Source organism: Streptomyces actinomycinicus, from assembly GCF_016741775.1.
GTDB classification, from domain to species: Bacteria; Actinomycetota; Actinomycetes; order Streptomycetales; family Streptomycetaceae; genus Streptomyces; species Streptomyces actinomycinicus.
Genome location: NZ_JAERRK010000001.1, coordinates 132384 through 153526, shown reverse-complemented (window position 1 = coordinate 153526; position 21143 = coordinate 132384). Strand labels below are relative to the sequence as shown.

The 21143-nt window shown below is 70.4% G+C and carries 18 protein-coding genes and 1 tRNA gene; 14 read left to right on the top strand and 5 right to left on the bottom strand.

Going from position 1 to position 21143, the window contains the following annotated elements; genetic code table 11:
* Positions 1-15: 15 nt before the first annotated feature.
* From desA to JK359_RS00735, 4 genes are read left to right on the top strand one after another with little or no spacing between them, the layout of a single operon-like run.
* Complete coding sequence (desA, locus tag JK359_RS00750; RefSeq protein WP_201830517.1) at positions 16-1458, top strand: lysine decarboxylase DesA; 1443 nt, start codon at positions 16-18, stop codon at positions 1456-1458.
* Positions 1442-2719, top strand: a complete 1278-nt coding sequence (locus JK359_RS00745) for a lysine N(6)-hydroxylase/L-ornithine N(5)-oxygenase family protein (RefSeq protein ID WP_201830509.1) — start codon at positions 1442-1444, stop codon at positions 2717-2719. Before desA ends, JK359_RS00745 begins: the two co-directional genes overlap by 17 nt.
* On the top strand, positions 2716-3255 hold the full coding sequence (locus JK359_RS00740) for a GNAT family N-acetyltransferase (protein WP_201830507.1): 540 nt from the start codon (positions 2716-2718) through the stop codon (positions 3253-3255). The genes JK359_RS00745 and JK359_RS00740 overlap by 4 nt, the downstream gene beginning before the upstream one ends.
* Entirely contained in the window at positions 3252-5021 is a 1770-nt protein-coding gene (locus JK359_RS00735; protein WP_201830506.1) for an IucA/IucC family protein, read from the top strand. The genes JK359_RS00740 and JK359_RS00735 overlap by 4 nt, the downstream gene beginning before the upstream one ends.
* Before the next feature lie 62 nt (positions 5022-5083).
* Here JK359_RS00735 and JK359_RS00730 read toward each other — a convergent pair whose 3' ends face one another.
* On the bottom strand, positions 5084-6706 hold the full coding sequence (locus tag JK359_RS00730) for a beta-N-acetylhexosaminidase (protein ID WP_201830505.1): 1623 nt from the start codon (positions 6704-6706) through the stop codon (positions 5084-5086).
* A 62-nt stretch (positions 6707-6768) separates the two neighbouring features.
* Here JK359_RS00730 and JK359_RS00725 point away from each other — a divergent pair, with 62 nt between their 5' ends.
* Positions 6769-7641: a DUF4429 domain-containing protein gene (locus JK359_RS00725; RefSeq protein ID WP_201830504.1), complete on the top strand. Its 873-nt coding sequence runs from the start codon at positions 6769-6771 to the stop codon at positions 7639-7641.
* Positions 7642-7695: 54 nt separating this feature from the next.
* Here JK359_RS00725 and JK359_RS00720 read toward each other — a convergent pair whose 3' ends face one another.
* Positions 7696-9261 (bottom strand): purple acid phosphatase family protein, encoded by a 1566-nt coding sequence (locus JK359_RS00720; protein WP_201830503.1) that lies wholly within the window; start codon positions 9259-9261, stop codon positions 7696-7698.
* Positions 9262-9426: 165 nt separating this feature from the next.
* On the opposite strand from JK359_RS00720, the gene JK359_RS00715 reads away from it, so the two are divergent.
* Complete coding sequence (locus tag JK359_RS00715; protein ID WP_201830502.1) at positions 9427-9684, top strand: hypothetical protein; 258 nt, start codon at positions 9427-9429, stop codon at positions 9682-9684.
* Between the two features lie 46 nt (positions 9685-9730).
* Complete coding sequence (gene glmS / locus JK359_RS00710; RefSeq protein WP_201830501.1) at positions 9731-11548, top strand: glutamine--fructose-6-phosphate transaminase (isomerizing); 1818 nt, start codon at positions 9731-9733, stop codon at positions 11546-11548.
* A 166-nt stretch (positions 11549-11714) separates the two neighbouring features.
* On the opposite strand, the gene JK359_RS00705 is transcribed toward glmS, so the two are convergent.
* Together JK359_RS00705 and JK359_RS00700 are read right to left on the bottom strand one after the other, a co-directional pair.
* Positions 11715-12272 carry an acetate uptake transporter family protein gene (locus tag JK359_RS00705; RefSeq protein ID WP_201830500.1) on the bottom strand — a complete coding sequence of 186 codons (558 nt, stop codon included), beginning with the start codon at positions 12270-12272 and terminating at the stop codon, positions 11715-11717.
* A 126-nt stretch (positions 12273-12398) separates the two neighbouring features.
* Entirely contained in the window at positions 12399-12926 is a 528-nt protein-coding gene (locus tag JK359_RS00700) for a universal stress protein (protein WP_201830499.1), read from the bottom strand.
* 327 nt (positions 12927-13253) lie between these two features.
* Here JK359_RS00700 and JK359_RS00695 point away from each other — a divergent pair, with 327 nt between their 5' ends.
* The 4 genes from JK359_RS00695 to JK359_RS00680 all read left to right on the top strand — a co-directional run bounded on the left by JK359_RS00695 (position 13254) and on the right by JK359_RS00680 (position 16024).
* A complete protein-coding gene (locus JK359_RS00695; protein WP_236677108.1) occupies positions 13254-13541 on the top strand; it encodes a hypothetical protein in 288 nt (95 codons plus the stop codon).
* A gap of 360 nt (positions 13542-13901) precedes the next feature.
* The gene (locus tag JK359_RS00690; RefSeq protein WP_201830497.1) at positions 13902-15116 is read left to right on the top strand and encodes a helix-turn-helix domain-containing protein; all 1215 of its coding nucleotides are present in this window, start codon (positions 13902-13904) and stop codon (positions 15114-15116) included.
* A gap of 117 nt (positions 15117-15233) precedes the next feature.
* Complete coding sequence (gene orn / locus JK359_RS00685) at positions 15234-15836, top strand: oligoribonuclease (protein WP_201830495.1); 603 nt, start codon at positions 15234-15236, stop codon at positions 15834-15836.
* A 115-nt stretch (positions 15837-15951) separates the two neighbouring features.
* Positions 15952-16024, top strand: a tRNA-His gene (locus tag JK359_RS00680).
* Between the two features lie 248 nt (positions 16025-16272).
* Here JK359_RS00680 and JK359_RS00675 read toward each other — a convergent pair.
* Positions 16273-17328 (bottom strand): LacI family DNA-binding transcriptional regulator, encoded by a 1056-nt coding sequence (locus JK359_RS00675; protein WP_201830494.1) that lies wholly within the window; start codon positions 17326-17328, stop codon positions 16273-16275.
* A gap of 385 nt (positions 17329-17713) precedes the next feature.
* Here JK359_RS00675 and JK359_RS00670 point away from each other — a divergent pair, with 385 nt between their 5' ends.
* The 3 genes from JK359_RS00670 to JK359_RS00660 are packed head-to-tail and all read left to right on the top strand — an operon-like array spanning position 17714 to position 20945.
* The gene (locus tag JK359_RS00670; protein WP_201830492.1) at positions 17714-19039 is read left to right on the top strand and encodes an ABC transporter substrate-binding protein; all 1326 of its coding nucleotides are present in this window, start codon (positions 17714-17716) and stop codon (positions 19037-19039) included.
* Entirely contained in the window at positions 19036-20061 is a 1026-nt protein-coding gene (locus tag JK359_RS00665) for a carbohydrate ABC transporter permease (RefSeq protein WP_201830490.1), read from the top strand. The genes JK359_RS00670 and JK359_RS00665 overlap by 4 nt, the downstream gene beginning before the upstream one ends.
* The gene (locus JK359_RS00660) at positions 20058-20945 is read left to right on the top strand and encodes a carbohydrate ABC transporter permease (RefSeq protein ID WP_201830488.1); all 888 of its coding nucleotides are present in this window, start codon (positions 20058-20060) and stop codon (positions 20943-20945) included. Before JK359_RS00665 ends, JK359_RS00660 begins: the two co-directional genes overlap by 4 nt.
* Positions 20946-21143 lie beyond the last annotated feature (198 nt).

Here is a 21143-nt window from a genome sequence, read left to right as displayed (position 1 = left end):
TCGGAGGACCCCCACATGCGCTCGCACCTGCTCAATGGCCTCACAGCGGAGCGGTACCGCCGCTCCGTGACCGAAGGAGTCGAGCGGGTGGCGGCCAAACTCGCCACCACCGACCGTCCGTTCACCGGCGTCACCGTGGACGCCCTCGCCCCCCGCATCGACGCGATCGACCTCGACCGCCCGCTGGGCGACACCACCGCCGTCCTGGACGAGCTGGAGGACGTCTACCTGCGGGACGCGGTCTACTTCCACCACCCCCGCTACCTCGCCCACCTCAACTGCCCGGTCGTCATCCCGGCGGTGCTCGGCGAGGCCGTGCTCTCCGCGGTCAACTCCTCCCTGGACACCTGGGACCAGTCGGCCGGCGGCACCCTCATCGAGCGCAGGCTGATCGAGTGGACGGCCGCCCGCGCCGGCCTCGGCCCGGCCGCCGACGGCGTGTTCACCTCCGGCGGCAGCCAGTCCAACCTCCAGGCGCTGCTGCTGGCCAGGGAGGAGGCCAAGTGCGACGACCTCGCGAAACTGCGCGTCTTCGCCTCCGACGTCAGTCACTTCAGCGTCAAGAAGTCCGCGAAACTGCTCGGCCTCGGCCAGGACGCCGTGGTCACCGTCCCCGTCGACCACGACAAGCGGATGCAGACCGTCGCCCTCGCCCACGAGCTGGAGCGCTGCAAGCAGGACGGCCTGGTCCCCATGGCCGTCGTCGCCACCGCCGGCACCACCGACTTCGGATCCATCGACCCACTGCCGGAGATCGCCGGACTGTGCGCCCAGTACGGCGTCTGGATGCACGTCGACGCCGCCTACGGCTGCGGGCTCCTCGCCTCCGTGAAGCACCGGCACCGCATCGACGGCATCGAGCGCGCCGACTCCGTCACCGTCGACTACCACAAGTCCTTCTTCCAGCCGGTCAGTTCGTCCGCCGTGCTGGTCCGGGACGCGGCCACCCTGCGCCACGCCACCTACCACGCGGAGTACCTCAACCCGCGCCGCATGGTGCAGGAACGTATTCCCAACCAGGTGGACAAGTCCCTCCAGACCACGCGCCGGTTCGACGCCCTCAAACTGTGGCTGACCCTGCGCACGATGGGCGCCGACGGCATCGGACAGCTCTTCGACGAGGTCTGCGACCTGGCCCGGCAGGGCTGGCGGCTGCTGGCGGCCGACCCCCGCTACGACGTCGTCGTCGAGCCCAGCCTCTCCACCCTCGTCTTCCGCTACATCCCGGCCGCCGTCACCGACCCGGCCGAGATCGACCGGGCCAATCTCTACGCCCGCAAGGCCCTGTTCGCCTCCGGCGACGCCGTGGTCGCGGGCACCAAGGTGGCCGGCCGCCACTACCTGAAGTTCACCCTGCTCAACCCCGAGACCACGACGGCCGACATCACCGCCGTCCTCGATCTGATCGCCGGCCATGCCGAGCAGTACCTGGGAGAGTCTCTTGACCGCGCGTCCTGAAGCCCACAGCAAGACCTATGACTTCGTGGGGATCGGGCTCGGCCCCTTCAACCTCGGCCTGGCCTGCCTCACCGAGCCGGTCGCCGGACTGGACGGCGTCTTCCTGGAGTCCAAGCCCGACTTCGAATGGCACGCCGGCATGTTCCTGGACGGCGCCCACCTGCAGACCCCGTTCCTGTCGGACCTGGTCACCCTGGCCGACCCGACCTCGCCCTACTCCTTCCTCAACTACCTGAAGGAGAAGGGCAGACTGTACTCGTTCTACATCCGCGAGAACTTCTACCCGCTGCGCGTCGAGTACGACGACTACTGCCGCTGGGCCGCCCACAAACTGAGCAGCGTCCGCTTCGGCACGACGGTCACCGAGGTGACGTACGAGGACGAGCGCTACGTCGTACGCACCGCGGCCGGTGAGGTCTACCGCGCCCGCCACCTGGTCCTGGGCACCGGCACCCCGCCCCACCTGCCGGACGCCTGCCAGGGCCTGGGCGGCGACTTCATCCACAACTCCCGCTACCTGGACCACAAGGCCGAGCTGCAGCGCAAGAAGTCGATCACCCTGGTCGGCAGCGGCCAGTCGGCCGCCGAGATCTACTACGACCTGCTGAGCGAGATCGACGTCCACGGCTACCAGCTGACCTGGGTCACCCGCTCACCGCGCTTCTTCCCGCTCGAGTACACGAAGCTCACGCTGGAGATGACCAGCCCGGAGTACGTCGACTACTTCCACGCGCTCCCCGAGGCCACCCGCTACCGGCTCACCGCCCAGCAGAAGGGCCTGTTCAAGGGCATCGACGGCGATCTGATCAACGAGATCTTCGACCTGCTCTACCAGAAGAATCTCGGCGGCCCGGTCCCCACCCGGCTGCTCACCAACTCCGCGCTCACCACGGCCCGGCACGAGAACGGCACGTACATCCTCGGCCTGCGCCAGGAGGAACAGGGGAAAGACTACGAGCTGACCAGCGAGGGCTTGATCCTGGCCACCGGCTACAAATACACCGAGCCCGAGTTCCTCAAGCCCGTCCGCGACCGGCTGCGCTACGACTCCCAGGGCAACTACGACGTCGCGCGGAACTACGCCATCGACGTCACCGGCCGCGGGGTCTTCCTGCAGAACGCCGGTGTCCACGCCCACAGCATCACCAGCCCCGACCTGGGCATGGGCGCCTACCGCAACGCGTACATCATCCGTGAGCTGCTCGGCACCGAGTACTACCCGGTCGAGAAGACCGTCGCCTTCCAGGAGTTCGCCGTATGACCGACCCGACGCCGGCCTTCACGATCCGCCCCCTCGACCCGCTGAAGGACGCCGAGCTGCTGCACGGCTGGGTCACCCACCCCAAGGCCGTGTTCTGGATGATGCAGGACGCGAAGCTGGAGGACGTGGAGCGGGCCTACATGGAGATCGCGGCCGACGAACACCACCACGCGCTGCTCGGACTGCACGACGGGGAGCCCGCCTTCCTGATGGAGCGGTACGACCCGGCCCACCGAGAGCTGACCGGACTGTACGAGCCGCAGCCCGGTGACGTCGGCATGCACTTCCTGGTCGCGCCGGCCGAGCGGCCCGTGCACGGGTTCACCCGGGCCGTCATCACCGCCGTCATGACACACCTGTTCGCCGACCCGGCGACCCGGCGGGTGGTCGTCGAGCCGGACGTGCGGAACACGGCAGTGCACGCCCTGAACGCCGCCGTCGGCTTCGTGCCCGAGCGGGAGATCCAGAAGCCGGAGAAGCGGGCCCTGCTGAGCTTCTGCACCCGCGAGCAGTTCGAGAAGGCGGTGGCCGCATGACCCCCGCCGACACCGTGGCCCACCTGTCCCCCGAGCGCTGGGAGACCGCCGGCCGGCTGCTGATCCGCAAGGCACTCGCCGAGTTCGCCCACGAGCGGCTGCTCACCCCCGAGGAGGAGGACGGGAGTTACGTCGTCCGCAGCGACGACGGGCAGACCTCCTACCGGTTCTCGGCCGTGCGCCGGGCCCTCGACCACTGGCAGGTCGACGCCGGCTCCATCACCCGGCACCGCGGCGGCGAGCGGCTGCCGCTGGCCGCGCTCGACTTCTTCATCGAGTTCCGCCAGGCCCTGGGGCTCAGCGACGAGGTCCTCCCGGTCTACCTGGAGGAGATCTCCTCCACCCTCTCGGGCACCTGCTACAAGCTCACCAAGCCCCGTGTCACCTCCGCGGAGCTGGCGGAGGGCGGCTTCCAGGCGATCGAGACCGGCATGACCGAGGGCCACCCGTGCTTCGTCGCGAACAACGGGCGGCTCGGCTTCGGCATCCACGAGTACCTGTCGTACGCGCCCGAGACCGCGAACCCGGTCCGGCTGGTGTGGCTGGCCGCGCACCGCTCCCGGGCCGCGTTCACGGCGGGTGCCGGGATCGAGTACGAGTCCTTCCTGCGGGACGAGCTGGGCGAGCCGACGGTGAACCGTTTCCGCGCCGTCCTGACGGGCCGGGGCCTCGACCCCGCCGACTACCTGTTCATCCCGGTCCACCCCTGGCAGTGGTGGAACAAGCTCAGCGTCACCTTCGCCGCCGAGGTGGCCCGGGGCCACCTCGTCTGCCTCGGCGAGGGCGACGACGAATACCTGGCCCAGCAGTCCATACGCACGTTCTTCAACACCAGCAACCCGCACCGGCACTACGTGAAGACCGCCCTGTCGGTCATCAACATGGGCTTCATGCGCGGGCTCTCGGCCGCCTACATGGAGGCCACCCCGGCCATCAACGACTGGCTGGCCCGGCTGATCGAGAACGACCCGGTGCTGAAGGCGACCGGCCTGACGATCATCCGGGAACGGGCGGCCGTCGGCTACCGCCACCTGGAGTACGAGCGGGCGACCGACCGCTACTCGCCGTACCGCAAGATGCTGGCCGCGCTGTGGCGGGAGAGCCCGGTGCCCTCGCTGCGGGACGGCGAGTCCCTCGCCACCATGGCCTCCCTGCTGCACGTGGACCACCGGGGCGCCTCCTTCGCGGGCGCGCTGATCGCACGCTCGGGCCTGCCGCCCACCGAGTGGCTGCGGCAGTACCTGCGGGCCTACTACACCCCGCTGCTGCACAGCTTCTACGCCTACGACCTGGCCTTCATGCCGCACGGCGAGAACGTCATCCTGGTGCTGGAGGACGGGGCCGTGCGGCGGGCGGTCTACAAGGACATCGCCGAGGAGATCGTCGTCATGGACCCGGACGCGGCGCTGCCGCCCGAGGTGCAGCGGATCCGCGCGGACGTCCCGGAGGACAAGAAGCTGCTGTCCGTCTTCACGGACGTCTTCGACTGCTTCTTCCGCTTCCTCGCGGCCCATCTCGCCACCGAGGGCATCCTGGAGGAGGACGGGTTCTGGCGCACGGTCGCCGAGGTCACCCGCGAGTACCAGGACGCGAACCCCGAACTGGCCGACAGGTTCCGCCAGTACGACATGTTCGCCCCCGAGTTCGCGCTGTCCTGCCTCAACCGGCTCCAGCTGCGCGACAACAAGCAGATGGTGGACCTCGCCGACCCGTCCGGCGCGCTCCAGCTGGTCGGCACCCTGAAGAACCCCCTCGCAGGCCACTGACGGCCACCCCTGCGGACGAGCACCCCGGAGTACGGTCCTCCGGGGTGCTCGTCGGGCGTTGGTCAGCGTGCGGGCCAGGGGACCTGCGGGGAGTGGTAGTAGGGGATGCCGAGGGCGTCCCAGCGTGGGCCCTGGGCGGCCAGGCGCACCTTGTAGGCGTTCCAGTCGTGGCGGGCAGCCGGTGACCAGCCCAGCTCCGCCGCCCCGGCCAGCCGCGGGAACGCCATGTACTCGATGTCGGCAGAACTCTTCAGCGTCTCCGACCACAGAGGTGCCTCGACGCCCCTGACCGCGGAGACGGGCACCCCGGCGAGGTAGGCGCCCGGGTTCCAGTCGTAGGACCGTCTCACCTCCACCAGGCCCGCCCAGTCCGTGCCGAGCCGCGTGGACCTGGTGTACTTCATGTCGAGGTAGAGACGGTCGGCCGGGGACAGGATCAGACCCGTGCCGTTCCGGGCGGCCGCGGCGACCTGTGCCTTCTCCGCCGCGCCGGTGCCGTCCTGGCCCCAGTACTGGGCGAGGGCGCCCGCGGCCGGGCGGGCACCGGTCAGCTGGTGCCAGCCGATGACCTTCTTGCCGTACCGGGCCACCACCGGCTGCACGCGGTCCATGAACGCCACGTAGTCGGCGTGGCCGGTGGAGTGCGCCTCGTCGCCGCCGATGTGCAGGTAGCGGCCGGGGGTGAGGGCGGCCAGCTCCCGGATCACGTCGTCCACGAAGTCGTACGTGGCCTCCTTGGGCACGCACAGCGAGCTGAAGCCGACGTCGGTGCCGGTGTACAGCGGGGGCGCCACGCCGTTGCAGTTGAGCTGCGCGTAGGAGGCCAGGGCCGCGTTGGTGTGGCCGGGCATGTCGATCTCGGGCACGACCTCCAGGAAGCGGGAGGCCGCGTAGCGGACGATCTCCCGGTAGTCGGCCTTGGTGTAGTGGCCGCCCCGGCCGCCGCCGACCTGGGTGGAGCCGCCGTACGAGGCCAGGCGCGGCCAGGAGTCGACCGCGATGCGCCAGCCCTGGTCGTCACTGAGGTGCAGGTGCAGCTCGTTGACCTTGTAGAGGGCCAACTGGTCGATGTAGCGCTCGACCTGGGCGACGGTGAAGAAGTGCCGGGACACGTCCAGCATGGCGCCCCGGTAGGCGTACCGGGGCCGGTCCTGCACGGTGCCGCCGGCGATCCGCCAGGGCACGGCCTGCACGGTCTTCTTCTCCACGGCCGCCGGCAGCAGCTGACGCAGCGTCTGCACGCCGTGGAAGAGCCCGGCGGGGGTGCGGGCGGTGATGTCCACACCGCCGGCGCCGCTGTGCAGGCGGTAGCCCTCCGCGCCGAAGTCGCCGTCACCCAGGCGGAGTCGGATGCCTCCGGTGCCCTGCCCGGTGAGCGGCAGCGGGTAGCCGGTGGCGGGCCGCAGCAGACCGGCCAGGTAGGCGCCGATGCGGCGGACCTCCGCGGAGCCGTCGACACGGATGCCGGTGGCGCGGGTGATGCGGTACGGGGTTCCGCCCGGCGTGACCTGGGCGGGCGCGGGGACCACCCGGTCCAACGGGACGGGGGCTGCGGCCCGGGCCGCGGGGGCGGCGGCTCGGGCCGCGGGGGCCGCACCGGCGGTACCGGCGCCGGCCGCCGCGAGCAGCAGCAGGGAACCGAGGATGCGGGCTGTCCGGGGAGTCGTGCTGTGGTTCCGTCTCACATGCGCTCCCTTCAGATGTGGTCGAGACCACTGTCCCGCAGATCGGGTGGAACAATCCCCGCATGGCGGAAATCATCCAGAAGGACGGCACCTGGGTCTTCGACGGCGACGCCCTGCGCATCACTCCGGGCCGGGACAAGAACGTCAGTCCGTTCCGTCGTGAGCTGGGCGAACTCGTCGTCCCCCTCGGGGCGTTGGCCGGCGTTTCCTTCGAGCAGGGCCGGAAGTCGGGGCGGCTCAGGCTGCGGCTGCGCGACGGCGCCGACCCGCTGCTGCAGGCCACCGGCGGCCGGCTCGCCGAGCCGCACGACCCGTATCAGCTGACCGTGGAGTCCGACCGGTACGGCGTCGCCGAGTACGTCGCCGACGAGATGCGCAACGCCCTGCTGCTGGACGGGGTTTCCGCGGAACCGGTCGCCGGTTATCTGCTGCCGGGACCCTCGCTGCCGGTGTCCGCGTCGGCCGGGGACGGCGCGGCGAGCTTCGACGGCGAGCGGGTGCGGCTGGAGTGGAACTGGAAGACGGAGGACGCCAAGGCCGCCGCCGGGCCCCGCACGATCGCCCTCGCGGACGTGACCGGCGTTCAGTGGCAGCCGGCGGCCGGTCTGGAGAACGGGCACCTGCGCTTCCTGGTGCGCGGCGCCCCGGCGACGGCGCCGCCCAAGTACGACCCGAACGCGGTCGAGCTGTGGGGCTTCCGCAAGGATCCGCTGATGGCCCTGGTCGCGGCGGCGGTGCAGGCACGCCTGCCGCACCCCGCGGCGGCGGAGCCCGGCGGGCCGGAGGGCGCCCCGCAGCCGGCCGTGGAGGCGGCCGGGGACGACCATGACGCGCTGCTGCGGCGGCTGCGCGAGCTGGGCGAGCTGCACCGCGACGGTGTGCTGACCGCCGAGGAGTTCACCCTGGCCAAGCAGGCGGTCCTCAGACGGATGTGAGGACCGCCGGCCGGCCGGGGGGTGCGTCCCGCCTTCCGGGCGCACCCGGGGCGCTCACTTCGCCGTACGGGAGACCGTGAAGTGGTCGACGCGGTCGCCGGTCTCGGCGATGCCCGACACCGTCAGCGTGGTCTGCCGGCCCTTCGGCGCGGGCGTGACGTCCACGCGCAGGAAGGAGTAGTTGAGGTAGCGCACCCGGGACCAGGCGACGGTCTCGTCGACCCGGCCGTCCTTGGTGTTGACGAACGAGGCCACGGAGTCGGTCTCGTGCTCGTGCCCCTCGTAGGAGTCCGGGGCGGAGAAGGCGTAGAGGCTGCGGCCGGCCGCGCCGGCGGTGACGTACACCACGCCTTCGGTCTCGGGGTAGGCCGTGCCGCCGATCGGCAGCTTCTTGGTGACCTTGTCGCCCTTGATGACGTCGGTGCGCTCGTACTGGTGGTTGTGGCCGTTGATGACCAGGTCCACCGTGTACTTCTCGAACAGCGGCACCCACTCCTGGCGTACACCGCCCTCCGAGGCGTGTGCGGTGGAGGTGCAGTAGGCGCAGTGGTGGAAGAAGACCACGATGAAGTCGACGTCCCTGGCGGCACGGAACTTCTTCAGCTGCCCTTCCAGCCAGTTCGTCTGGCTTCCACCAGATATGTCCAGGTTTGCCGGGATCTCGAAGGAGACGTCGTTGGCGTCGAGCGAGATGACCGCCGTGTTGCCGTACACGAAGGAGTAGACACCCGGCAGGTTGTGCTTGTCGGGGCCGTTGTCCGGGAGGGTCCAGCGGGCTTCCTCGCCGCCGTAGCCGTTGGGCGAGTACCAGGCCTCCATGTCGTGGTTGCCGTAGGCCGGCATCCACGGGATCTGCTTGGCGACCGACTCGGTCTGGTACAGGAACTGGTCCCAGGTGCGCGAGTCGAACCCGGTGTCGGTGGTCCTGCCCTGGCCGGCCGGGTCGCCGTAGGCGATGTCACCGGCGTGCAGGTGGAAGGCCGGGTTCTGGCCCAGGATCAGGGCGTTGTTGGCCAGGCCGTGGTAGCTGACGCCCTCGTCGCCGAAGGCGGTGAAGGTGAACGGCGCCTTGTGGGCCGGGGCGGTGGTGAAGGTGCCCAGGGTGCCCGCCAGGTGCGGCTCGGCCGGGTCGAAGCCCTGGTGGCCGACGCCGTAGTAGTACGTCCTGCCCGGGCGCAGACGGGTGAGCCGGGCGTGCAGGTAGTACTGGGTGCGGTCGCCGCTCGCGCCGACCCCGGCCGGGGTGTAGAGGGTGCGCACCTCGGCCTCGATCTTGCGCGAGAGGTCCCACGGGTGGGCGCCGACACGGATGAACGGCTTGCGCACCGCGACCGGGACCTGCCAGGAGACGGTGACCTCGGTCCGCGGGTCGTTGCCCCAGGCCAGGTGGCGGCCGAAGGGTGCGACGAGCGCGCCGTCGACCGGTGCGGCGGCGGAGGCCGTGCGCTGGGTCGGGACGGCCGCCTGGGCGGTGGCGCCGGGCACGAACGCGCCGCCCGCGACGGCGCCCAGCGTGACGGCACCGCCCCTGATCATGGTGCGCCGCGAGAATCTGGCGCGCAGGTACTCGTGCTGCTCGGCCATGCTCATGCGCTCGGCCAGCTTCTCGGGTACTCCCATACGAGGAATGTCCATGGCGTCTGAAACTCGTCCGTTCGGGCAACGGGACGCAAGACGCAGGATGGACACTTCGCGAACAGAGATCCATAAGAGTTTCAACAGGGGCCTGCCCGGAATCGGGCACGAATCTTGCGAAACGGCCGCCGTTACTCCAGGATCTACCGGGTGCACGAGGAACTTGTCGATCACCTGACGCGGTCCACGCCCCTGAGCCGGGGCGAGGCGCTGCGGGTGGTCCAGGACGTCCTCGCCTACTTCGACGAGACGACGCAGGACTTCGTCCGTCGCCGCCACCGTGAACTCCAGGCCCGGGGCCTGGTGAACACGGAGATCTTCGAACGGATCGAGGCGGACCTGAAATACCGGGCGGTGGCGCCGCCGGAGCTGACGCTCAGGCAGCTGCGCCGCATGGTCTACGGCTGAGAACCAGCCGTTCCGGACCAGCGACAGCCAAGGGATACCTCTATATATGTGCGGAATTGTCGGATACATCGGGAAGCGTGACGTCGCCCCGCTGCTCCTGGAAGGGCTGCAGCGGCTGGAGTACCGCGGCTACGACTCCGCGGGCATCGTCGTCACCTCCCCGAAGGCGCCCGGCCTGAAGATGGTCAAGGCCAAGGGCCGGGTGCGCGACCTGGAGGCCAAGGTCCCGGCGCGCTTCAAGGGCACCACCGGCATCGCCCACACCCGGTGGGCCACCCACGGCGCCCCCTCCGACATGAACGCCCATCCGCACATGTCGGCCGACAGCAAGGTCGCCGTCGTCCACAACGGCATCATCGACAACGCCGCCGACCTGCGCCGCAAGCTGGAGGCGGACGGCGTCGAGTTCCTCTCCGAGACCGACACCGAGGTCCTCACCCACCTCATCGCCCGCTCCCAGGCCGAGAAGCTCGAGGACAAGGTCCGCGAGAGCCTGCGGGTGGTCGAGGGCACCTACGGCATCGCGGTGATGCACGCCGACTTCCCCGACCGCATCGTGGTGGCCCGCAACGGCTCGCCCGTGGTCCTCGGCATCGGCGAGAAGGAGATGTTCGTCGCATCGGACATCGCCGCCCTGGTCACGCACACCCGGCAGATAGTGACGCTGGACGACGGCGAGATGGCCACCCTCAAGGCCGACGACTTCCGCACGTACACCACCGAGGGCACCCGCACCTCGGCCGAGCCGACCACCGTGGAGTGGGAGGCGGCGTCGTACGACATGGGCGGCCACGACACCTACATGCACAAGGAGATCCACGAGCAGGCCGACGCCGTGGACCGCGTGCTGCGCGGCCGCATCGACGACCGCTTCTCCACCGTGCACCTCGGCGGCCTCAACCTGGACGCCCGCGAGGCCCGGCAGATCCGCCGCGTGAAGATCCTCGGCTGCGGCACCTCGTACCACGCGGGCATGATCGGCGCCCAGATGATCGAGGAGCTGGCCCGCATCCCCGCCGACGCCGAGCCGGCCTCCGAGTTCCGCTACCGCAACGCGGTGGTCGACCCCGACACCCTCTACGTGGCCGTCTCCCAGTCCGGTGAGACGTACGACGTGCTCGCCGCCGTCCAGGAGCTGAAGCGCAAGGGCGCCCGGGTCTTCGGCGTCGTCAACGTCGTCGGCTCGGCGATCGCCCGCGAGGCGGACGCCGGCATCTACGTGCACGCCGGCCCCGAGGTCTGCGTGGTGTCCACCAAGTGCTTCACCAACATGACGGTCGCCTTCGCGCTGCTCGCCCTGCACCTGGGCCGCACCCGTGACCTCTCGGTCCGCGACGGCAAGCGGATCATCGCGGGCCTGCGGAAGCTGCCCGAGCAGATCACCGAGATCCTCAAGCAGGAGGAGAAGGTCAAGGAGCTGGCCGAGCTGTACGCCGACGCCCGCTCGATGCTCTTCATCGGCCGTGTCCGGGGTTACCCGGTGGCCCGCGAGGCCTCTCTCAAGCTCAAGGAGGTCTCCTACATCCACGCCGAGGCCTACCCCGCCTCCGAGCTGAAGCACGGTCCGCTGGCCCTCATCGAGCCGGCCCTGCCGACGGTCGCGATCGTCCCCGACGACGACCTGCTGGAGAAGAACCGCGCCGCCCTGGAGGAGATCAAGGCCCGCGAGGGCAAGATCCTCGCGGTGGCCCACCAGCACCAGGAGAAGGCCGACCAGACGATCGTCGTCCCCAAGAACGAGGACGAGCTGGACCCGATCCTCATGGGCATCCCCCTCCAGCTCCTGGCGTACCACACGGCGAAGGCCCTGGGCCGCGACATCGACAAGCCGAGGAACCTCGCGAAGTCGGTGACGGTGGAGTAGCCGGCGCCCCGCCGGCGGTGCCTCCTGAGGAGCGCCTCGCGGGGAGCGCCCTGTAAGGGGCGCGGGGATCTGCGCGGCCGGCCCCACGCACCCGCACCGGCAAGACCACGGAACGGACCCCCACGTGTGCCACCTGACACGTGGGGGTCCTTTCCGTGCCGCGTTGTCAGCCGGCGGCCGTCACCCCCCGGCCGGCGGCACGCCCGGGAAGGGCTGTCGGCCAGTGAGCCACCGCCGCCGTTGCCGCGTACCAGCCCACCGCACCGGAGACGACGGCCACCCAGCCGCCGACCTTCGTGAGGGCGGAACTGTCGGCGAAGGCCGCTACGGCCAGCACCACCATCGCCAGGAACAGCAGCGCGTACATCAGCTGTCCGAGGGTGTCCCCGCCCGCGAGGGTCAGGGTGAGCGCCACCAGGGCGAACAGGAGCAGGAAGAGCCCGGCCGCGTTCGCCGAGCCGTGGGCCGACACGGCCCAGGTGAACCAGAGGGCACCGAGAGCGACGAAGCCCGCGCCGGAGGCGCCGGACTCACGCAGGGCCAGCAGGCCGACGAGGAAGAGGGCGACCCCGCCCACGTAGTGGGCCACGGTCACGGCGTCGGAGGCCCCCACGCCGTCGATCACGCCGGTCAGACCGAGCCCGAATGCCAACAGGGTTATCCCGAGGGCGAGTCGGCCGACCACGGTAGTGCTCACGCTTCCCGCAGAGACGTCGTTGTCCACGGCGGGCTCCCTTCATGCATGTGCAGTTGTGCGGTGACCGGTATATGCCCTTCACAAGAGCACAAACACCTAGTACGCGCGAGTAGTTCAAGGGTGCACAAAGGGACTTGACGAGGCGTGAGGTGCCTAGGGGATGACGATCACGGGCCGCTTCGCCCGCTTGGCGAGCCGCCCGGCGACGGAGCCGAAGATCCTGCCGACGATGCCGTGCGTGGAGCCCACGACGATCGCGTCGGCCTCGTACTCCCGCCCCACCTCTTCGAGTTCGTGGCAGATGTCACCGCCCCGCTCGACCAGGATCCAGGGCACCTCGGCCAGATAGTCCGCACAGGCCAGCTCGAGGCCCAGCACCTCGGTGCGGTGGTCGGGCACGTCGACGAAGACGGGCGGCTCGCAGCCGGCCCACACGGTGGTGGGGAGCCGGTTGGCGACATGGACGATGATCAGGCCGGAGCCGGAGCGGTGGGCCATGCCGATCGCGTAGGCGAGGGCGCGCTCACTGGAGGTGGAGCCGTCGAAACCGACGACGACTCCGTGCCGGAAGGCGGGGTCGCAGGACGGGCGCGACTCTGCCGCCGCCAGGGGGTCGGCCGCCGTGGGATCGGCGACCGGCCGCTTGCGGTCCGCGGGTTCGAAGAATTCGTGACCGGCCATGACTGTCTCGGCGTTGTGATCCTTTATGGGCGGGACGACAGTGTGCGTCAAAAGCGTGCGGCGGAGCTGTGTCCGGGAAACATCTTCCCAACCCCATACCCCCAAGGGTACGGCGGCACGCCTCCTGAGCCCAGATCCCGCGCACGCTCCGTAAGCGGTCCCCCGGTGTCCGTAGGGGTTCACCGGAGCATGCACGAGCCGCGCCCGTAACGCAATGGTTGCTGCCCCGTACAGGCGGTTTGCGCGGGATTCACAGATGCGCGGCCGGTGACCGACCGGTGGGACGGACGTTGAACCCCGGTGAACCGCCGCCACAGGGAGTACGAGATGCCCGGACCCCGATCCCCTCGCGACCCGCACCCCACGCCGGACACCGTGAGCGATGTGATCCGCTGGGCCGCCTTCAGCTGCGTCCTCGTGCCGGTGGTCCTCGTCTGGTACGGCACCTCGCTGGCCGGCGCCGCGGGCGCGGCGCTGGGCCTCGCCGCCGTCACGGCGGCCTGCCGGGTGCTGCTGCGCCGCTCCGAGCGGGGGGCGAGCGTTGCGCCACGCAAAGAGGCGGACGTCACACCCGGGGGCAGACACCGGTCGACTGACCGGTTTCCGCACCTCTGAACGCTGGTTTTCAGCCAACTTCTGGATATCGGCCAGGAGGGGTCCGAACCACCCCCCAACCCCCGTTCCACCTGCACGGAAAGGGTCTACGGGCCGCTGCGCACCCTACGCGGTTTGGCCACTGCGACAAGGCGCACTTCCCTGCACGGCTCACGAGTGCAACGCTTCGTGATCGAATGCTTCACGCCAAGTTGTCATGTCGACAATGTGCCGCGTGGGGAACTGGCCACCGTGCGATCGCGGGAGCCAGTAAATTCGATCTTGACTGTCTTTACGGCGGGGGACTCGTGCAGGACCGAGGGGAAACGTGCAGGAGCGACACAACCGAGGAGCCGCGACCACCGAGGGGGGCTTAGCAGTATGAGCCACGACTCCACTGCCACGCAGGATGCCGGCGTCCGGAAACTCTCCGGACGACGCCGCAAGGAGATCGTCGCGGTGCTGCTGTTCAGCGGCGGCCCCATCTTCGAGAGTTCCATTCCGCTGTCGGTGTTCGGGATTGACCGCCAGGACGCCGGCGTGCCGCGCTACCGCCTTCTGGTGTGTGCCGGCGAGGAAGGCCCGCTGCGGACCACAGGGGGCCTGGAACTCACCGCACCGCATGGGCTGGAGGCGATCTCACGCGCCGGGACGGTCGTCGTACCGGCCTGGCGTTCGATCACCTCGCCGCCGCCGGAGGAGGCGCTGGACGCGCTGCGCCGGGCACACGAGGAAGGCGCCCGCATCGTCGGGCTGTGCACGGGCGCCTTCGTGCTCGCCGCGGCCGGACTGCTGGACGGACGCCCGGCGACCACCCACTGGATGTACGCGCCGACGCTGGCCAAGCGCTATCCGTCGGTGCACGTCGATCCACGGGAGCTGTTCGTCGACGACGGCGATGTGCTGACGTCGGCGGGCACGGCGGCCGGGATCGACCTCTGCCTCCACATCGTGCGGACGGACCACGGCAACGAGGCGGCCGGCGCGCTGGCCCGCCGCCTGGTGGTCCCGCCACGCCGGTCGGGCGGGCAGGAACGCTACCTGGACCGGTCTTTACCGGAGGAGATCGGCGCCGACCCGCTGGCCGAGGTCGTCGCCTGGGCGCTGGAACACCTCCACGAGCAGTTCGACGTGGAGACACTGGCGGCACGCGCCTATATGAGCCGCCGCACGTTCGACCGCCGGTTCCGCTCGCTCACCGGAAGCGCTCCGCTGCAGTGGCTCATCACACAGCGGGTGCTCCAGGCGCAGCGGCTGCTGGAGACGTCGGACTACTCGGTGGACGAGGTGGCGGGCCGCTGCGGCTTCCGCTCACCGGTCGCGCTGCGCGGGCACTTCCGCCGCCAGCTCGGCTCGTCCCCCGCCGCCTACCGCGCCGCCTACCGGGCCCGCAGGCCGCAGGGCGACAAGCCGGGTGAGCCGGAGGCGGCGATGCCGCAACCCGGCCAGCCGGGCCCACCGCCGGGTCTGGCGGGCGGGCCCGGGCCGATGGGCCACGTGCCCGTGCTGCACCCGGACAGCGGGGTGCCGATGCAGAGCCGTCGTACGGCGGCCGGCGCGGTGGGCCTGCTGCCGGGGCCGCGCAGCGGCAACTGAGGTCACCGCAAGAGGTGGGCGAGCACCGGCTCGCCCACCTCTTTCCCGTGGGGCCGGCAGACCCCGGCACCGGCACAGGGGGACCACAAAAGCACAGGTCCGCTTTAGGGTGGTCGCATGAACGATCGCATGGTGTGGATCGACTGCGAGATGACCGGCCTCTCGCTGTCCGACGACGCGCTCATCGAGGTGGCCGCCCTCGTCACCGACTCCGAGCTGAACGTACTCGGCGAGGGGGTGGACATCGTCATCCGGCCGCCTGCCCGGGCACTGGAGACGATGCCGGAGGTGGTGCGTCAGATGCACACCGCGTCCGGGCTGCTCGCCGAGCTGGAGAACGGCACGACGCTGGCGGAGGCCGAGGAGCAGGTACTCGCCTATGTCCGCGAGCACGTCAAGGAGCCCGGCAAGGCCCCGCTGTGCGGCAACTCCGTCGGCACCGACCGCGGCTTCCTGCTGCGCGACATGCCGACGCTTGAGGACTACCTCCACTACCGGATCGTCGACGTGTCCTCGATCAAGGAGCTGGCCCGCCGCTGGTACCCGCGGGCGTACTTCAACAGCCCCGAGAAGAACGGCAACCACCGGGCCCTCGCCGACATCCGCGAGTCGATCGCCGAGCTGCGCTACTACCGCGAGGCCGTCTTCGTCCCGCAGCCCGGCCCGGACTCCGACACCGCGAAGGCGATCGCGGCGAAGCACGTCCTGCCCGCGCAGTAGCCCGCCAGGGTCCGCTCGGCGGCCCGCGCGAAAAGGTGTGCGCGAGCACCCCTTCGGACCCTGTAGACTTCTTCTCGGCCGGTCGGGGAAACGACAAGTTCGACCGCCGGTCATGGTGGGTGTAGCTCAGCTGGTAGAGCACCTGGTTGTGGTCCAGGAAGTCGCGGGTTCAAGTCCCGTCACTCACCCTGAGTGATCAGCCGGTGACTCCGTCGAAAGACGGGTCACCGGCTGATTCTTTTGTGTCCGCGCCGGCCCACCGCGCAGCGGCACCTCCTCCAGCAGCGCGAGCAGACCGCGGCGTTCAGCGGAGGCCCGCCCCCTCGCCGGCACGGCCCCCGCCCCGGAGGCCGCTGTTCGTCCCCCGACCCGGAGGCCGCCGTTCCGCCCCCGCCCCGGCGCCCGGCGGCGGTACCGCCCGGCGCCGGCGGCCCGGTCACGACGACGCCCGCACCACCAGCTCGGTCGGCAGGACCGCCCGGCGCCGGTCCAGGCCTCGGGAGACGGCCGGGCGGCGGTCGGCGATCTCCGTGAGGAGCAGGTCGATCATGGCGCGGCCCATCTCCTCGATGGGCTGGCGGACGCTGGTGAGGGGCGGGTCCATGTGGCGGGCGATGGCCGAGTCGTCGTAGCCGACCAGGGCCACGTCGTCCGGGATACGGCGGCCCGCCTCGCGGAGCACCTGCCGGGCGCCCGCCGCCATCACGTCCGAGCCGGCGAAGACCGCGTCCAGGTCCGGGTGCCGGGCGAGCAGGGCCGTCATCGCGCGCCGGCCGCCCTCCTCCGTGAAGTCCCCCGGCTCGACCAGGAGTTCGTCCGCCGTACGGCCCGCGTCGCGCAGCGCGTCGCGGTAGCCGTCGACGCGGCGCTGGGCGCCGTAGACGTCCAGACGGCCGGTGATGTGCGCGACCCGGCGGCGGCCCCCGGCCAGCAGGTGCTCCACCGCCGAGCGGGCCCCGCCGTAGTTGTCCGAGTCCACCGAGGTGAGCGACTCGGCCGCCGAGCGCGGGCCGCTGATCACGGCCGGGATCTCCAGCTGGCCCAGGAGATCGGGCAGGGGATCGTCGGCGTGCACCGAGACCAGCAGGACGCCGTCGACCCGGTGGGCCGCCAGGTACTGCGCCAGGCGCTGCCGTTCACGGTCGCTGCCGGCGAAGATGAGCAGCAACTGCATCTCGGTGTCGGAGAGTTCGGCACCGACACCGCGCAGCATGTCCGAGAAGTAGGGTTCGGCGAAGAACCGGGTCTCCGGCTCGGGGACGACCAGGGCGATGGCGTCGGTGCGGTTGGCCGCGAGCGCGCGGGCCGCGGTGTTCGGGACGTAACCGAGTTCGGCGACGGCCGCCTCGACCGCGGCGCGGGTGGCGTCACTGACCCGGGGCGAGCCGTTGATCACCCGGGAGACCGTGCCCCGCCCGACCCCGGCCCGGGCGGCGACCTCTTCGAGCGTGGGCCGTCCCCCGCTCCGGCCCCGCCCTCCGTGGCTTGCCATGGGCTCCGCCTTTCTCGCCGTCGTCCTGTTCCGGCTGGAATCTAACAGTGCCGTCGGCCGGGCCCGACCCGCGCCGCGGGCCCGCGGCCGGGGCCCCGGGGACGCTCCTGCCCGCCCCGCGTGACGGGCGGCCGGCACGGGCCGGGCCGTCCGGGCGGAGTGCCGGTTAACGTCCCGATAACTGAAGGCGGTTGGCCCCGTCCGCTCTCTTGACACCCCGACGGGAACCGACGACTCTTCAACACATCACTTGTGGGAGCGCTCCCACGCTACCTGACACCTACACATCCCGCACGTTCCCCGCCCGAGCCGCAGCGAGTACGAACGGGCCCGATTTCCATGTAGTCGGCCGGGGGGTCGGCACGTCAGGCAACAGGAGGACGCAATGCGCACGAGCATCCGCCGGTCCCATCGGCTGATGGCCCTCGCGGCCGTCGCCGCCCTGACCACGGGGCTGCTGGCCGGCTGCGCCGAGGACTCGGACGACGGCTCGTCGGACCACTCGGACGGCGGCAACGGCAGTGGCAGGATCACGCTGACCATCGGCACCTTCGGCGTCTTCGGCTACAAGCAGGCCGGCCTCTACGACGAGTACATGAAGCTCCACAAGGACATCAGCATCAAGGAGAACGTCACCACCCGTACCGATGTCTACTGGCCGAAGGTGCTCACCCGCCTGCAGGCCGGCTCCGGCACGGACGACATCGAGGCCATAGAGATCGGCAACATCACCGAGGCCGTGCAGACCCAGGCCGCCAAGTTCACGGACCTCGGCAAGGAGGTCGACAAGTCCCAGTGGCTGGACTGGAAGAACGCCCAGGCCACCACCGCGGACGGCAAGCTCATCGGGCTCGGCACCGACACCGGGCCGATGGCCGTCTGCTACCGCAAGGACCTCTTCCAGAAGGCCGGACTGCCGACCGACCGCACCAAGCTCGCCGAGATGTGGAAGGGCGACTGGAGCAAGTACGTCGAGGTGGGCAAGCAGTACATGAAGAAGGCACCCGCGGGCACCAAGTTCGTGGACTCGGCCGCCTCCGTCTACAACGCGGCGGTCGGCGGCGCGAGCGAGCGGTACTACGACAAGGACGGCAACGTCGTCTGGGACAAGTCCGCGGGCGTGAAGAAGGCGTGGGACACCGCCATGACCGTCGCCACGAGCGACATGTCGGCGAAGCTGAAGCAGTTCGACCCGACGTGGGACCAGGGCTTCGCCAACGGCACCTTCGCCTCCGTCGCCTGTCCGGCCTGGATGATCGGCTACATCGAGCAGAAGTCCGGCGACTCCGGCAAGGGCAAGTGGGACGTGGCCGCGGCACCGGCGGCGTCCAACTGGGGCGGCTCCTTCCTCGGCGTGCCGACCGCGAGCAGGCACCAGAAGGAGGCCGTCGCGCTGGCGAAGTGGCTGACCGCACCCGAGCAGCAGGCGAAGGTCTTCGCCAAGCAGGCCAGCTTCCCGTCGACCCCGTCGGTGTACCCGAGCCTGAAGCCGCAGCCCGAGACCACGGCGTACTTCTCGGGCGCCCCGCTCACCCGGATCTTCTCCGACTCGGCGAAGACCATCCCCTCACAGCCCCTCGGCCCCAAGGACAAGCCGATCGACAACGCGATCAGTGACATCGGCATCCTCCAGGTCGAGCAGAAGGGCAAGTCCCCCGCGCAGGGCTGGGACGCCGCGTCCAAGGAGATCAAGGACGTGCTCGGCCAGTGAGCGTCTCCAAGCAGGCTCTCGCGCACACCGCGTCGAGCGCCGAGGCCGCGCCCGGCACCCCGCCGGGCGCGGCCCGGGGCGCTCGTGGTCGCGGAGGGCCGGCGGGCGCCGCCTCCTGGCGCAGCCGGCTGTACCGCTGGGACATGAAGGCGTCGCCGTACGCGTTCGTGGCCCCCTTCTTCGTCCTCTTCGGGGCGTTCACCCTGGTCCCGCTGCTGTACACCGCCTGGTACTCGCTGCACCACGTGCAGCTGTCGGCTCTGGACCACCAGACCTGGGCGGGCCTGGGCAACTACGAGAACCTGTGGTCCTCGGACTTCTTCTGGAACGCCCTCGGGAACACCCTCACCATCGGCGTGATCTCGACCGTGCCGCAGCTGCTGGCGGCGCTCGGTCTCGCCCACCTGCTCAACTACCGGCTGCGCGGCTCGACCGTGTGGCGGGTCGTGATGCTGACCCCGTACGCCACCTCCGTGGCCGCGGCGACGCTGGTGTTCACGCTGCTGTACTCGTGGGACGGCGGCATGGTCAACTGGATCCTGCACTTCTTCGGCGTCGATCCCGTCAACTGGCGTGAGTCCGACTGGGGTTCGCAGTTCGCGGTGTCGTCCGTCGTGATCTGGCGGTGGACCGGCTACAACGCGCTGATCTACCTGGCCGCCATGCAGGCGATCCCGGCCGATCTGTACGAGTCGGCGGCGATCGACGGAGCCAACCGCTGGCAGCAGTTCCGGCACGTCACCGTCCCGCAGCTGCGGCCGACGATCCTGTTCACGGTCGTCGTCTCCACCATCGGCGCCACCCAGCTCTTCGGCGAGCCGCTGCTGTTCGGCGGTGTCAGCGGCTCCAAGGGCGGCTCCGAGCACCAGTTCCAGACGCTCGGCCTGTACATGTACGACCAGGGCTGGATCATCGGCAACCTCGGGAAGGCGTCCGCGATCGCCTGGTCGATGTTCCTGGTCCTGCTGATCGTCGCCGCGGTCAACCTGCTGCTCACCCGACGGCTGAGGAAGTCCCAATGACCGAAGTGACCATTCCGGGTGCCGCGCCGCGGGAGCGGCGGCGCCGGGGCCGCACGGGCGCGGGCCGGCAGCTGCACGCGGGCCCGCTCACCTACGTCGTGCTGACCGTCTTCGCACTGGTCTCGCTGGCCCCGCTGGTGTGGACGGCGATCGCGGCCTCCCGCACCGACCGCCGGCTGGCCCAGACCCCGCCGCCGCTGTGGTTCGGCGGCAACCTGTTCGAGAACCTCCGGGCGGCCTGGGACCAGGCCGGGCTCGGCACCGCGATGTTCAACTCGGTGATCGTGGCGGGCACGATCACGGTGAGCACGGTCCTGTTCTCCACACTGGCCGGTTTCGCCTTCGCCAAGCTGCGGTTCCGGTTCTCCGGCCTGCTGTTGCTGCTGACCGTCGGCACGATGATGATCCCGCCGCAGCTCGCCGTCGTACCGCTGTACCTGTGGATGTCGGACCTGGGCTGGTCGAACCAGCTGCAGACGGTGGTCCTGCCGAGCCTGGTGACCGCGTTCGGCACGTTCTTCATGCGGCAGTACCTGCTCCAGGCGCTGCCCACCGAACTCATCGAGGCGGCCCGGGTGGACGGGGCGAGCAGCCTGCGGATCGTCTGGCACGTGGTCTTCCCGGCGGCACGCCCGGCGATGGCGGTACTGGGCCTGCTGACGTTCGTGTTCGCCTGGAACGACTTCCTGTGGCCGATCATCGCGCTGAACCAGCAGAACCCGACCGTGCAGGTGGCCCTGAACTCGCTCGGCACCGGATACGTCCCCGACCAGGCGGTGATCATGGCGGGTGCGCTGCTGGGCACGCTGCCGCTGCTGGTCGCCTTCCTGCTGTTCGGCAAGCAGATCGTGGGCGGGATCATGCAGGGCGCGATCAAGGGCTGACCCGCCAGACCCTTCCGGGGCCGGGGACACACCCTCCCTGGCCCTTCCGGACCAGGGGCACGCCGTCCCTCGCCTTTCCCGGGACAGGGGGCACGCCGTCCCTGGCCTTTCCGGGGCAGGGGCGCGCCGTTCCCGGCCCTACCGCGGGCCGGGCGCCGTCGCCCCGCCCCCCTTCACCCCCGTCATCCGCCGGCTCTT

Excerpts from the sequence above, each read along its gene's own strand:
- JK359_RS00660 (WP_201830488.1), top strand. The coding sequence starts at position 20,058 with ATGACCGAAGTGACCATTCCGGGTGCCGCGCCGCGGGAGCGGCGGCGC.
- JK359_RS00675 (WP_201830494.1), bottom strand. The coding sequence starts at position 17,328 with ATGGCAAGCCACGGAGGGCGGGGCCGGAGCGGGGGACGGCCCACGCTC.
- JK359_RS00690 (WP_201830497.1), top strand. The coding sequence starts at position 13,902 with ATGAGCCACGACTCCACTGCCACGCAGGATGCCGGCGTCCGGAAACTC.
- glmS (WP_201830501.1), top strand. The coding sequence starts at position 9,731 with ATGTGCGGAATTGTCGGATACATCGGGAAGCGTGACGTCGCCCCGCTG.
- JK359_RS00720 (WP_201830503.1), bottom strand. The coding sequence starts at position 9,261 with ATGGGAGTACCCGAGAAGCTGGCCGAGCGCATGAGCATGGCCGAGCAG.
- JK359_RS00670 (WP_201830492.1), top strand. The coding sequence starts at position 17,714 with ATGCGCACGAGCATCCGCCGGTCCCATCGGCTGATGGCCCTCGCGGCC.
- JK359_RS00740 (WP_201830507.1), top strand. The coding sequence starts at position 2,716 with ATGACCGACCCGACGCCGGCCTTCACGATCCGCCCCCTCGACCCGCTG.
- desA (WP_201830517.1), top strand. The coding sequence starts at position 16 with ATGCGCTCGCACCTGCTCAATGGCCTCACAGCGGAGCGGTACCGCCGC.
- JK359_RS00700 (WP_201830499.1), bottom strand. The coding sequence starts at position 12,926 with ATGGCCGGTCACGAATTCTTCGAACCCGCGGACCGCAAGCGGCCGGTC.
- JK359_RS00725 (WP_201830504.1), top strand. The coding sequence starts at position 6,769 with ATGGCGGAAATCATCCAGAAGGACGGCACCTGGGTCTTCGACGGCGAC.
- JK359_RS00695 (WP_236677108.1), top strand. The coding sequence starts at position 13,254 with ATGCCCGGACCCCGATCCCCTCGCGACCCGCACCCCACGCCGGACACC.
- orn (WP_201830495.1), top strand. The coding sequence starts at position 15,234 with ATGAACGATCGCATGGTGTGGATCGACTGCGAGATGACCGGCCTCTCG.
- JK359_RS00735 (WP_201830506.1), top strand. The coding sequence starts at position 3,252 with ATGACCCCCGCCGACACCGTGGCCCACCTGTCCCCCGAGCGCTGGGAG.